At 36.4% G+C, this 14,128-nt stretch carries 10 protein-coding genes; 3 read left to right on the forward strand and 7 right to left on the reverse strand.

Translation table 11 applies throughout. The features are described from left to right. The first annotated feature begins 50 nt into the window (after positions 1–50). Positions 51–659, forward strand: a complete 609-nt coding sequence (locus WH267_RS13910; RefSeq protein ID WP_340009036.1) for a hypothetical protein — start codon at positions 51–53, stop codon at positions 657–659. A 27-nt stretch (positions 660–686) separates the two neighbouring features. On the opposite strand, the gene ruvC is transcribed toward WH267_RS13910, so the two are convergent. The 3 genes from ruvC to WH267_RS13925 form a co-directional block, all read right to left on the reverse strand. Then, positions 687–1,241: a crossover junction endodeoxyribonuclease RuvC gene (ruvC, locus tag WH267_RS13915; protein WP_340009038.1), complete on the reverse strand. Its 555-nt coding sequence runs from the start codon at positions 1,239–1,241 to the stop codon at positions 687–689. A gap of 119 nt (positions 1,242–1,360) precedes the next feature. Continuing rightward, complete coding sequence (locus tag WH267_RS13920; RefSeq protein ID WP_115970551.1) at positions 1,361–1,891, reverse strand: 2'-5' RNA ligase family protein; 531 nt, start codon at positions 1,889–1,891, stop codon at positions 1,361–1,363. A 98-nt stretch (positions 1,892–1,989) separates the two neighbouring features. After that, positions 1,990–3,096 (reverse strand): serine hydrolase domain-containing protein, encoded by a 1,107-nt coding sequence (locus WH267_RS13925; RefSeq protein ID WP_340009040.1) that lies wholly within the window; start codon positions 3,094–3,096, stop codon positions 1,990–1,992. A gap of 176 nt (positions 3,097–3,272) precedes the next feature. Here WH267_RS13925 and WH267_RS13930 point away from each other — a divergent pair, with 176 nt between their 5' ends. Then, on the forward strand, positions 3,273–4,682 hold the full coding sequence (locus WH267_RS13930) for a pyridoxal phosphate-dependent decarboxylase family protein (protein ID WP_340009041.1): 1,410 nt from the start codon (positions 3,273–3,275) through the stop codon (positions 4,680–4,682). A gap of 151 nt (positions 4,683–4,833) precedes the next feature. On the opposite strand, the gene WH267_RS13935 is transcribed toward WH267_RS13930, so the two are convergent. Continuing rightward, complete coding sequence (locus WH267_RS13935; protein ID WP_340009043.1) at positions 4,834–5,544, reverse strand: diphthine--ammonia ligase; 711 nt, start codon at positions 5,542–5,544, stop codon at positions 4,834–4,836. Positions 5,545–5,671: 127 nt separating this feature from the next. Here WH267_RS13935 and WH267_RS13940 point away from each other — a divergent pair, with 127 nt between their 5' ends. Continuing rightward, positions 5,672–8,404: a M16 family metallopeptidase gene (locus WH267_RS13940; protein ID WP_340009045.1), complete on the forward strand. Its 2,733-nt coding sequence runs from the start codon at positions 5,672–5,674 to the stop codon at positions 8,402–8,404. A 130-nt stretch (positions 8,405–8,534) separates the two neighbouring features. Here WH267_RS13940 and WH267_RS13945 read toward each other — a convergent pair whose 3' ends face one another. From WH267_RS13945 to WH267_RS13955, 3 genes are all read right to left on the reverse strand, one after another. After that, positions 8,535–9,566 (reverse strand): hypothetical protein, encoded by a 1,032-nt coding sequence (locus WH267_RS13945; RefSeq protein ID WP_340009047.1) that lies wholly within the window; start codon positions 9,564–9,566, stop codon positions 8,535–8,537. Positions 9,567–9,601: 35 nt separating this feature from the next. Continuing rightward, positions 9,602–10,465: a hypothetical protein gene (locus tag WH267_RS13950; protein ID WP_340009049.1), complete on the reverse strand. Its 864-nt coding sequence runs from the start codon at positions 10,463–10,465 to the stop codon at positions 9,602–9,604. Positions 10,466–10,647: 182 nt separating this feature from the next. Then, positions 10,648–13,995 carry a methylmalonyl-CoA mutase family protein gene (locus tag WH267_RS13955; protein WP_340009051.1) on the reverse strand — a complete coding sequence of 1,116 codons (3,348 nt, stop codon included), beginning with the start codon at positions 13,993–13,995 and terminating at the stop codon, positions 10,648–10,650. Between the last annotated feature and the right edge of the window lie 133 nt (positions 13,996–14,128).

The following is a 14,128-nucleotide window of genomic DNA, read 5'->3' on the forward strand; positions in this document are numbered from 1 at the left end:
TCATTATTGATAAAAATAATTAACTTTAACTCTCTTTGCTAAGATTTGTAATGAAAATAGTACTATTCCTTTTCTTTCTTGCGTCAGAATTTATATATTCTCAGGCAGTTATTTCTGATGAGTATCATAAAATTCCCGATTCATTGCATTTTAAAGATGATTTGTATAAATCTATCATTCCGGATAAAAAATACGAGAATTGGAAAGTTATGCGAAAATATGATTCGCTGCGTGAAGAGCTACTGTATGAGAATAAAAGTTGGCTGGATGAAAAGAATATTAGAACCCATTCTCCAGATCAAGGATTTTTTGTTGAATGCATGCCTGACTGGTGCTTTACCTATATCAGGATACTTGATAATAAAAAGTTCCGATATATTGACAGTGAAGAAGAATTAAGAAGCTTTATTGGTTATGTAGATAATATACAGGAAGCTTTGCTTATCGCAAAGACCTATGGCTTTTGGTTTGATCAGAAAGATCCGGTAGGAGGGTCTTTCAAGCAGGACGAAGATTATTTTTATCTTTATCTTGCAAAGTTTGAAAACTGCCCGGTTAGTAGGGAATCATTTTTTATTAAACTGAATAGAAAAACTAGAGCTTTTGAATCTCAGACAAAAGGAGTGTATTACAAAACCGATAAATGTTTTGTCTCTTAAGGATTTTCTCAACCTTTATTAAAATCTCTACTTCAGCCTATCAGGATTCTGCTTCAAAAAACTATCCCACCCAGAATACGACTTTGTATCCGTAATCGTTCCAGAGTTAAAGTGATGACACACTGCCACAGCAAGGCCATCAGAAGCATCTAAATATTTGGTAGGAAATTCCTTTAGCTTAAAAAGGTTCTGAAGCATTCCTGCTACCTGTTCTTTGCTGGCATTCCCATTTCCGGTGATGGCCATTTTGATCTTTTTAGGAGAATACTCTGTGATGGGAATATTTCTGTATAAGCTCGCTGCCATGGCTACACCCTGTGCACGTCCCAATTTCAGCATACTTTGTACATTTTTTCCAAAGAAGGGAGCTTCAAGAGCGACTTCGTCCGGATGATATTCGTCAATTAAAGCTAATGTCTTTTCGAAAATATATTTTAGTTTGGTCTCATGGTTGGGATATTTTTTTAGAATCAGTTCATGAACGGCAACCATCTCCATTTTACCTTTTTTAACGGAAATAAGACCAAAGCCCATAACGGCTGTTCCGGGATCAATACCTAAAATTATCTTCTCTGCAATCATTGGGTCAAAGATAGGACTTTATAAAATAATATTGAGATAAGACGAAAAGATAAGAGGCTAATAGATGATAGATAGATTGATAATAGAAAAATAAAAGCGAAGGAAAAAACAGGTGGGGTTTACATTGTTTCTGTAAAGAGTTTCTCCGCAATAGAAACCCATTTTCCGTCATGACGCAACAATAGAATTTTGTCAACTAAGAATTTCGTTTTGTATTCTTTGTGCTCGTATTTTTCCCAGGCTTTAAGATAATTTTCCCAGGTCAGATCTCTGTATCCTACCGTCATATGAGGGGTAAAGGAATATTTAGCAAAGTTAAACTGCTGTTTTACTCTGTTGTGAAGATCTGTTAAATGAACATTGTCTTCAGGATGTACAAAGATCACCGGATTTTTGGGATTGGCAAAACTTCCGAAACCGTTCAGTTCAATTTCAAATGGAGAAAGGGTAGTATTAATCTTTTGAAAAGCAATGTGAATATCTTCTTCCAATTCCAGTTCCCTGGAGAAAGGTGGAAAAAGAGTGATATGTGCTTCATTTTTTAATGCTTTAGAGTTTCCATAAGAAACAGCAAGGTCTTTTTTAAAAGCTCCTATCTCTTTGATGATTTCTTCTGATGGGTAAATGGCAATGAAGTACATTTTTTTCATAAGGCAAATTAATAAATAAACTTGAATGCATAAAAAAAGCCTGCCCAAAATGCAGACTCTTTATATTTGCGATTGATCTTCGGAAAGGAATAGAAAGACTAATTTCCTGATCTAAGCTGATTAAGGGTGTTTTCAAGATGATCGGTAATCTTTTTTACTTCAATATGCGGTTTGAATACTAAGCCTTTTCCTTTTTCTTCATCTGCAATATTAGAAAGGATAATAACAGAAGTTTTCGTTTCAGGATAATAGATGTTCAGGGAAGGAGAACCTTTTACATATCCACTGTGAAAATACGAATTGGGCTTGCCGATATTCAGCATGATTCCATAGGCGTAGCCCATTTTTCCAAAGATAGCATGTCGTCTTTCTGCGCTTTTTGCCATAAAGAGCTTGAGGGTCTCCGGTTTCAGAATTTTTCCGCCATACAGTGCATTGTTCCATGTATGAAGATCCTGAATGGTAGAAAGAATTCCGCCGGCAGGAGTTCCTATTTCCTTCCCACCTAATCTTTTAGGCATATTGGGAACTTCCTCAAATTTATTAGCGTTTCCCAAATAAGCTGATGCGAAATTAGATCCTTTAAAAATATCTCCGGTTGAAGTTTGAGTCATTCCTGCTTTTTTAAACAGTTCCAATGCATTATCATCGTATGATTTTCCGGATACGGTTTCTACAATTTTCCCCAGTGTATTAAACCCATCATTGGAATAGTAGAAATCAGTACCACTTTTAAACATCAGTTTTCCTCCCATCATATTCAGTCCGGAAGTGTGGTTCAGAAGCTGATGAATCGTAATGTTTTCATATTCTTTGATTTGGAATTCCTTTAAATATTTAGAAACTTTATCCGTCACATTTAATTTTCCCTGCTCCATCTGAAGTAAAATCATAACGGCAGTGAACTGTTTGCTTACAGATCCGATGACAAAGATGGTATTACTGTCAATTTTTGTTTTTCTTTTAAAATCAGAATATCCGTTTTCTTTTCTGTAAAGAGGAAGGGAATCCTTGAAAACTGCAATACTTCCATTGAAATGATATTTTTTGAATACAGAATCAATCTGCTGTTCCAAAAGTGTTTTCTGAAAAGCGGTGATGGTAGAATCAACAATGGCTTTTTTATCAACGGGTGGTATAGGAGTTTCGGTTTTACATGACAATAAAAAACAGAAAGGAAGAAGGAACATTAAATTTTTGATCACGGGTGTTTATTTTTTTAGATTAACATTGATATTCTTAAAGATACTGAAATTTTTAAGAGCAGTGTAGGATGCAAAATACGTGCTAAGAAGGGAATTTTGAGGGATTTAATGCGTATTTAATGATTCTTTGTCTGGTATTCAATACATTTGAATAGAATATCTCTAACCCCAACATCATGGAAGAACATTTGAAAAATGATTCAGTAAACATAAGCCATCTATTGGATATTATAAAAAAGCAAGGCACCGAATACCTGAATACCCTTGCAGACAGACCTACATCAATAAATAATGCCCTTATACCAGAGTCGGTAGATCTTCCGGAATATGGCTATGGAACGGAAGAAGTCTTAAAGATATTTAATAAAAGATTTGAACCTATTATGGTGGGATCAGCAGGTCCAAGGTATCTGGGATTTGTTACCGGTGGTGCTACTCCAGCTTCTATGGCAGGAGACTGGCTCTCTACCATTTATGACCAGAATCCCCAATCAACAAAAGGACAGGGAGATATTTCAGCGAATGTAGAAATTGAGACTATTAGATTTATGCTGGAACTTCTGGAACTCCCGGACAGTTTTCTGGGTGGTTTTGTAACCGGAGCTACCATGTCTAATTTTACCTGTCTTGCAGTAGCCCGTCAATGGCTGGGAAAAGCAAAAGGCAGAGATATTGCCAAAGAAGGAATTTCTGAACCCATCAAAATTCTGACTGCAACTCCGCATTCATCATCTATTAAGTCATTATCTCTTTTGGGAATCGGAAGTAATAGTATCATCAGGATTAAAACTGAAGGGAGTGATCGTGAATCTATCTGCATTAAGGATCTGGAAGAGCAGATTATACATCTGAATAATGAGCCGTTCATCTTGATTTCCAGTGGTGGAACAGTAAATACCGTTGACTTTGATGATTTTACAGAGATCAGAAAACTGAAGGGAAAATATAATTTCTGGTGGCATATTGATGCTGCATTCGGAGGCTTTGCTGCTTGCTCAGATCATTATAAACATCTTGTCAAAGACTGGGAATATGCAGACAGTATTACCGTAGACTGTCATAAATGGTTGAATGTACCGTATGAAAGTGCTGTATTCCTGGTAAAAGAAGAACACAAAGTTTTACAGGTAGAAACCTTCCAGAACTCAAATGCTCCTTATTTAGGTGATCCTTTGGAAAATTTTGGCTATTTAAATTTTCTTCCTGAGAATTCAAGACGTTTAAAAGCACTTCCTGCCTGGTTTTCTATAATGGCGTATGGTAAGAAAGGGTATCAGTATATTGTAGAAAATAATGTTGCGCTGGCAAGAAACTTCGGAAAACTTATTGAAAACAGTGATGATTTTAAACTCTTGGCGCCAGTACGTCTTAATACAGTCTGTTTCACTTTAAGGGATGATGAAAAACAGGATATAGTAGGAAAATTCCTTGAAATGCTTAATGCTACAGGAAAAGTCTTTATGACTCCTACTGTTTATAATCAGCAAAAAGGAATCAGAGCAGCTTTTGTAAATTGGAAAACTACAGAAACAGACGTACAGCTGATATTTGATACAATGAATGACATTATTACACAATTAAAGTAAAGTTTTAATGCCACGAATACACGAATATTTTAATTGTGCTTTCATCACTAAGCCACCCTTCTGAGTAATTTAATTATTATTCTCCATTAATAATAATCAAAATATTCTAAGCCTATTTATCCGTGTATCCGTGGCAAAAAATATTGCTGTTTTATTTTGCAATCAGATCACAGAACCAGAAAATATATTCTTCATCCTCATCTTCCGGATTAGATTTCGGTTTGGGATAAGTCTTTTTTACTGTTTCTCCGGTTTCAAACTGAACAGGACTTTTAAAAACGGGTCCATCAAAAGTAAATGTATGAAATTCCCCATTTTCTCCACACGGATCTACATTTTCAGGAAGATCATCAAGAAACTGCTGGTCAATAATTCTTCCTGCAAAACTTTTATCCAGGTAAGTTCCGTTTACACAGGTTACAATCGTTTTGAATCCTGATTTTAAAAACTCCTGAATCAGGTCTGAAGTATTTTGTTTCCAGAGAGGAAATACCGCCTGCATCCCGATGGTGTTTAATTGCTTCTCCCTGTATTGACGAAGATCTTCCAGGAAAATATCCCCGAAAATGGAATGAGTAATTCCCTGAGCCTGTATTTCAGCCATTGTTTTATTCATGATCTTCTGATATTCTTCCATGGATGGTTCTCTGGGAAGTTCCATCTTAATAAGAGGAATACCAAGAAGAGAAGTTTGCTGTTCCAAAAGATTAACATGTACACCGTGCATGGAAATTCTTTGAAACTCTTTATTGATACTGGTTAAAAGAGTTGCAATCTCATACTGATCTTCCTGTAATATTTTATAAAGAGCCAATGCAGAATCTTTTCCGCTGCTCCAGTTGAATAAGGCTTTAGGCTTCATGGATGAACACGTTTATTAATCCTGCAATTTTATGACAAAATTTGTAACATTTGGGTGATTTATACTGTCTAATTATTATAATACATTTGAAAACTTTCTAAATTAAACAGATTTAAAAATAAAACACATGAAAAATCTATTGGTTGGGACAGCTGTCCTGTTTTTTACGGGAATTGCCACACCCTTATTTTCACAGAAAGCGGACACTCCAAAATTTGTAAGTAACACAGAAGGAGTAAAAGAATATACTCTGAATAACGGGATGAAAGTCCTTTTGATTCTGGATCCTTCCCAAAGTAATATGGTGGTGAATATCATTTATAATGTAGGATCCAAACATGAAGGCTATGGAGAAAAAGGAATGGCACATTTACTAGAGCATATGTTGTTTAAAAGCACTAAAAAATTAGGTGATATTAAAAAACAATTGTCAGATAAAGGAGGAGATGCCAATGGAACAACCTGGTATGACAGAACAAATTATTACGAAATCTTTCCTTCAAGTGATGAAAACCTGAAATGGGCCTTAGAAATGGAAGCCGACAGGATGATCAATGCTACGATTCTTCAATCTGACCTGGATAAAGAGTTTTCTGTAGTGAGAAACGAGTTTGAGATCGGTGAAAATAATCCGGGATCCGTTTTAATGGAACGTATTGTATCCACAGCCTATTTATGGCATAATTACGGAAACAGCACCATCGGAAGTAAAGAAGATATTGAAAGGGTAAAAGCTCCAATACTTAGAAAATTCTATGAGAAACATTATCAGCCGGATAATGCAACCCTTGTTGTAGCAGGTAAATTTGATGAAAAACAGGCTTTAAACTATATTTCTCAATATTTCTCTGTTATTCCCAAACCTTCAAGAGTTTTAGACCAGACCTATACCGTTGAACCTGCGCAGGACGGAGAACGCTTTGTAGAGCTGAAACGTTCAGGAGACAGCAAAATTGTAGGAGCATTGTATCACACAGCACCTTATGCGGATAAAGACTATGCGGCTTTGGATGCTTTATCAGAAATTTTAACGGCAGATCCTTCAGGCTATTTATATAAAGCTATGATTGATTCTCATAAAGCAGCTTCCGTCTATTCGTACCAGCCAACAGTAAGAGATGCGGCATTTATGTACTTTGGTCTGGAAGTGCCTGCAGATAAGGATGTAAAAGCTGTAGAAAGTGAATTCAGAACAGAACTAGATAAAGTTTCAGGCATTAAGTACACAGAACAGGATGTTGCAAGAGCCAAAGCTAAGATTTTAAAGCAAATTGAGAATACAAAAAACAATACGATTAATTTTGCTATTGAGCTGACAGAAATTGTAGGAGCTGGAAATTATAAATTAGGAATGTTATATCGTGATAATATCGAAAAACTGACCTTGGCTGATGTTCAGAGAGTTTCCGATAAATATTTTAAAACGAATAACAGAACGGTAGGGATATTTGTACCTTCTAAAGATGAGGTAAGAGTTAAGAATATTGAATATTCTGACAATCAGATTGCTACTTTAACAAATAATTATAAAGGAAAAGCTCTTGAAAAAGAAGTGGCTCCTTTTGAAGCAAGTATTAAAAACCTAAAAGCTAATCTGTCTGAAGGCAAACTAAGCAACGGGATGAAGTATGGGGTGATCAGAAAAGAAATCAAAGGAGGAAAAGTATTGGGAAGCTTCCGTTTTCCTGTAGGTAATGCTAAAGACTTAAGCGGAAAAGCTCAGATTGGAGCTTTAATGGCTCAGGTGATGAAAACAGGAACTAAGACTCATACAAAAGAACAGATTCAGGATATGCTGGATCAGTGGAAATCTTCCATCAGTTTCTCATTCAGAGGACAAACATTATCTGCCAATGTAAGCACATACAAAGAGCATTTGCCAAAAGTAATGGATCTGATGAAAGAAATCCTTACAGAGTCTAATTTCCCTGAAGCAGAATTGGTAAAAACAGTCAATGAATATAATACTTCCCTTGAAGGCTCTTTAAATGATCCGCAGGCATTGGCATTTACTGAGATTGGAAAAATTACGGAAAACTATCCTAAAGAAAGCATCTTCTATACTCCATCTTTCAAAGAGCAGATTGAAGCTAATAAAACCATTAAGAGACAGGAGCTTGTAGACTTTTATAGTAAAATTATAGGAAGTAATAATGGGGTAGGAACCATGATTGGAGACCTGGATTCCAAGACAGCCTCTTCATTAATGGAAGGTGCCTTTGGGAAATGGAACTCAAAATCAAATTACGAACAGATTAAGCCTGAACTTTTTGCCACTAAAAAAGAAGATAAGATCTATTTGACTCCGGATAAAGAAAACGGTGCTGCAGTTGGAAAAATCAGCTTCTCTATGGATAGAAAAAGCTCTGATTATCCGGCACTTCTTATAGCGAACGAAATATTGGGAAGCGGAGGTTTTATGACCGCGAGAATTCCTATGAGACTTCGTGAAAAAGAAGGAATCAGCTATGGAGCAGGTTCGTATATGAATGTTCCGGCAGATAATGCCGTTGCCTCATGGGGGTGGTATGCATTCTTTAATCCAACGAAAAAAGATGCTGTGAATTCAGCATTAAAAGAAGAAGTGAATAAAGCAGTGAAAGAAGGATTTACCGAGGAAGAATTTAAATCCAATCTAACTTCCTGGCTGACCTCAAGAAAAACAAGCCTAGGAAATGAAAGTACCCTGATGGGGCTTGTAAACTCTCAGCTTCAGTATGATATTCCTTTGGAGGATTATGATACACTGGAAGCAAAAGTTTCTGGCTTAAAAGTAGGACAGGTGAATGATGCCCTTAAAAAGTATATCAGTGAAGATAAACTGACTTCTGTTTTTGCAGGGGATTTCAACAAGAAATAATTGAAGATACATAACAAATAAAACCGCAGGTAACTCTGCGGTTTTTGTTTTTAAAACATTGATGTAACAATCAGTAATTCTATGACGAAAATAAATTCCATCCTCATACTTCCAGCTTCTGTTCTATAACTTATCTTTTGTTCTCAATTTCTCTGATCGGAATAAAATCTCCATTGAAATAATCAATTTTCATTTCAAAGGGAAGAACAGGGCTGCTCATGAAAGAAACCCCAATAGATGCATAGGTGTATGCAGGTGCAACAGTTATACTGGGTGAATTTGTATTTGATTTTATTTTCCCAACGAAATAATAGTCATTTTCTCTCTTTTCAGCCTTTGTAAACAGGTTTTCTATGGAGAGATAGGGATAAAGTTCTCCTTTGTATACTATCGCATAGATATTGTCTTTTTTTATCTCTTTTTCTTTGCCATCAAGAGTTTCATAGATTCTTACTATTTTCGGAGCATTACCATAAAATTTCACATTGGTAATTTCTTTGTTGGGCTGCTGATTTTTTAGAGATTGATAATCATTATATACCCCGTCTTTCAATTCAGAGGAACTGAAAATACTGATAGAACTTTTAGCGGTTCCCTCAAAATCATTAATTTGCTGATAAGTATAATGATGACCGGATACCGGTTTTTTAGAAACGTTGACAGTGATAAAATCTACCAGGAATTCACTTCCTTTCTGAAGAAGTTCTTTGGTAACATCCGATTTGGCCTTGTGATCAATAACATGATTTACCTGCTCCAGTAAAGAATAGGTGCCGTCTTCATTTTTTGAAAATAAAAAGCCCTGGAAATAACAATAGCCATGAACTGCCACTTCAGCAAAAAATAACTGTCTAAGATATAAAACTAAAGTTCCGTTTTCTGTATGCTCTCCGTTGAGGCTGTTTAAAACATTTTGAAATTGGTCAGAAAGAGGGGCCGCTGCAAACAAATTGGCTGGATTATTTAAAAGTCCCTTTCGGATCGTTCCTAATGAGGTTGTATCAATCCTACGGTCAATAAGTTTAATAGTCTTATAATAACTCTTATCTAATTTTTTCGTGGGAAGGCTGATGCTGAATTGATCAGGTTGCTTCTGTGCCGATATTATTGCTATGAAACAGAAGATAAGTAATGATGAAAATTTCTCAAGATAACTTTTCATAAGCATTGTTTTAGTGATAGGGTAGGCTGGAAGTATTATTTCCTGTAAGATACAACAGCTCCGTTTTCAAGGTAATAGTCGTCTCCAAAAAGTTCCTCCGCATAGATTTCCGGCAGAAAATAGGACTCTATCTTATTTTCTTTCTGATAGTGTTCAAATTCTCTTTTTGTAATTTCTTCACCATCCAGAAAATAGATGAACTCTTTATTTTTGGGATTGAAAGGGACCCTTTTCGCCTGATCCAGATTCAGTATGTTATTATCCTTAATGTGCCTTTTATTTACAAAAAGAAAATATTTATTAGCATTAAGCTCTCCGTTTTTGGGATCTACTCCTTCAAGAACGAATACATTACTCATTTTGATGAGATCAGCGGGAACGTGGATATAGTTTCCGGAGCTGAATCTTTTAAAAGGAGTAAGAAGGGTAATAGACTGATATTGGATGAGGTTTCCGGGATCTCCGGATATTTTTATTTCCAGTGTCCTGTTAATTACAGGTTGAGGAATATCATAATCGTCATCCTCTGATTTGGGAGCGATCCAGACCATTCCCTGAATTTCAACGGCCTCTAAAGTATCGATTTTCATTTTTTGAGCGTTGAGATTTGAGGTAAATAAAATTGACAGAAAAATTCCCCCGGCTATTTTTCTAAAAGGAAACTGGAAAAAATTGTATTGGGTTTCCGGTTTTTCTTTCGGAATGAATAAGCGATCGGATTGAATTCTTCCACAAACAGAGGAATTGGATTTTAATAATGTTTTAATTTCCTCATCTGTTTTATCTGCAAGGTCATATACTTTCTTTGAGCAAAGGTCACAAAAGCTCCCGCCAGATACTTTCCGCATGTCCTCACGGGCAACGGGGCAAGGTTCTTTAATTTGAAATTCCTTTTTCATGATCATCAGTTTTCTTACTTAAAAGTACAAAAAAACCTCAAGAAAATTTCTTAAGATTTTGATTTATTATTTTTTTATAACCGGTTATATTTCTCCTGTACTACCTGCTTCATAAATAAAAAACCTAACAGGATTCAGGATCCTGTTAGGTTTTGTTATATTATATTAAGATGAATATCGTCTTACATATTTCTTCTGTACTTCCCACCCACTTCAAATAAAGCATTGGTGATCTGCCCTAAAGAACAGAATTTAACAGCATCAATCATCACTTCAAATAAGTTTTGCTGGTTGATCGCAGCATGCTGAAGTTTACTTAAAGCTTCTTCAGATTTATCTTCATTGGCTTTCTGGAAGTTATGAAGAGATTCAATCTGTGCTTGTTTTTCCTCTTCAGTAGAACGGATAACCTCTCCCGGAAGTACCGTTGGTGAACCGTCTTTTCCAAGGAATGTATTCACCCCAATGATAGGATACTCTCCAGTGTGTTTCAACCATTCATAATGCATAGATTCTTCCTGGATCTTGGAACGCTGATACATCGTTTCCATGGCCCCCAGTACACCACCTCTTTCAGTAATTCTGTCGAATTCTGCATACACAGCTTCTTCCACAAGATCGGTAAGCTCTTCGATAATAAATGATCCCTGAAGCGGGTTCTCATTTTTAGCAAGACCTAATTCTTTGTTAATGATCAGCTGAATGGCCATAGCTCTTCTTACAGACTGTTCAGTAGGAGTTGTAATCGCTTCATCATAAGCATTTGTGTGAAGTGAGTTACAGTTATCGTAGATCGCATAAAGTGCCTGAAGGGTAGTTCTGATATCGTTGAAATCAATTTCCTGAGCGTGAAGCGAACGTCCTGAAGTCTGGATATGGTATTTCAGCATCTGGCTTCTTTCGTCAGCTCCATATTTCAGTTTCATGGCTTTTGCCCAGATTCTTCTTGCTACACGTCCGATCACTGAATACTCAGGGTCAATACCGTTAGAGAAGAAGAAAGATAAGTTTGGAGCAAAATCATTGATGTCCATTCCTCTGGACAGGTAGTATTCCACATAAGTGAAACCGTTTGCCAATGTAAATGCCAGCTGAGAAACAGGGTTAGCTCCCGCTTCAGCAATGTGATATCCTGAAATGGAAACAGAGTAGAAGTTTCTTACTTTCTCCTTGATGAAATATTCCTGAACGTCACCCATTAATCTTAGGGCAAATTCAGTAGAGAAGATACAGGTATTCTGAGCCTGGTCTTCCTTTAAAATATCAGCCTGAACGGTACCACGAACAGTAGCAATCGTTTTAGCTTTAATTTCAGCATATACCTCTGTAGGGATAATTTCGTCACCTGTTAATCCTAAAAGCTGTAATCCCAATCCGTTGTTGGATGGTGGAAGTTCTCCTTTATATTTTGGTCTTTCTAACCCTTTATCATCGAATTTTTCTTTAAGCTTAGCCTCAACTTTAGCCTCTAATCCGTTTTCCTTGATGTATTTTTCAACATTCTGGTCGATAGCAGCATTCATGAAGAAAGCCAGTAGCATTGGAGCAGGTCCGTTGATTGTCATAGAAACCGAAGTCAATGCATTGACTAAATCAAATCCTGAATATAGCTTTTTAGCATCATCCAATGTAGCAATAGAAACTCCGGCATTACCGATTTTACCGTAAATATCCGGTGGTAAAGCTGGATCCTGTCCATATAAAGTTACCGAGTCAAACGCTGTAGACAGACGTTTTGCAGGCATTTCTGCAGATACATAATGGAATCTTCTGTTGGTTCTTTCCGGACCTCCTTCTCCTGCAAACATCCTTGTTGGATCTTCACCTGTTCTTTTGAACGGATAAATTCCTGCAGTATAAGGGAAGCTTCCAGGAAGGTTTTCCTGGCCTTTCCATTGAATAAGATCTCCCCAGTCATTATATTTTGGTAAAGCAATTTTTGGAATTCTTAAATGTGATAAAGATTCTGTAGACGTTTCTACTTTTATCTCTTTTCCTCTTACAAAATATGAATAGAATTCTGCCTGAAAAGCTTTCTTTGTATCATCCCAGGTTCTCAGGAAGTCGATGTTTTCCTGTTGAAGTTCTTTTTCAGCCTTTTGATATTCAGTATCTAAAGCTTCATTGGAAATAATATTTTTTACGCCTTCAATATGATACAGTTTTCTTGCAAGTTCAGCCTGTTTTTCAACACTGGCATCATACTGTTTGTTATTTTCAACAATTTCAGAAAGATAACGGACTCTTTTTGGAGGGATAATCGTTACTTCATCCGTAATTTCCTGTTCAACGAAAGTTTTAAGTCCTAAATCAGCAAATTTTTCGTTTACTTTTAAAACCAGTCTGTTATAAAGTTCTGTTGTTCCGTGATCATTGAACTGAGATGCTTTTGTAGCATATACAGGCATATCTTCCAGTTGACTTTCCCATAAAAGGTGGTTTCTCTGGAACTGCTTTCTTACGGCCTGAAGAGCATCAAGAGCACCACGTTTGTCAGATTTGTTTAAAGCAACTAAATCCGCATAATCTAGCATGTCGATTTTTTCCAGCTGAGTAGAAGCACCATATTCAGGAGTCATTACATACATGGAAACATCTGCAAAATCTGAAACCTCCGATCCTGATTGCCCGATTCCTGAAGTTTCAAGAATGATCACATCCGGATTAGCCAGTTTCAGGACATTTAATGCAGAATGAATAAATGGAGAAACAGAAACGTTGTTCTCTCTGGTAGCCATTGAACGCATATACACTCTAGGATCATTAATCGCGTTCATACGGATTCTGTCACCAAGAAGTGCACCTCCTGTTTTCTTTTTAGAAGGGTCAATAGAAATGATTGCAATTTTTTTATCTGTATTGGAACGCAGGAAACGTCTTACCAATTCATCGGTTAAAGATGATTTTCCGGCACCTCCTGTTCCTGTAATCCCGATAATTGGAATATTTAAATCTTTTGATTTTTCATCAATAGCTTTTACCAATTCAGGTTTTTCTTCTGAAAAGTTTTCAACCGCAGAAATAATTCTGGCAATACTTGTTGAGTTTTCAAAATTGATTGAGTCCAGATCGTTGGCTGTTACATCTTTTCCGGTAGCAAAGTCTGAACGGTGTACCAAATCATCAATCATTCCCTGAAGACCAAGTTCACGGCCATCATCCGGAGAGTAGATTCTGTCGATTCCGTAAGACATCAGATCTTTAATCTCTTCCGGAAGGATAACACCACCACCACCACCAAAAATTTTGATCTGTGGTGAATTTTTTTCTCTTAAAAGATCATAGATATATTTGAAATATTCATTGTGACCTCCCTGATATGAAGTTAGTGCAATGGCATTGGCATCTTCCTGGATCGCTGTATTTACAACTTCCTCTGCTGATTTGTCATGTCCTAAGTGAATCACTTCACATCCAGTTCCCTGAATGACACGACGCATAATATTGATCGCAGCATCATGGCCGTCAAATAATGAGGCAGCCGTTACGATTCTTACCTTGTTGGTTGGAGTATATTTTTGGGTTTCCATAAAAATTCTAGAAAGTTTCTAAGTTTTCAAATATAATAATAAAAAAACAACCCTGTGTTTGATTTTATTGAATTGATTGTCATTTGTTTATATTGCCTTATTTAATAAAATATCTCCAATTTTAGGTTTGAGA

Origin of the sequence: Chryseobacterium sp. MYb328 (assembly GCF_037572595.1) — a bacterium.
GTDB lineage: Bacteria > Bacteroidota > Bacteroidia > Flavobacteriales > Weeksellaceae > Chryseobacterium > Chryseobacterium pennae.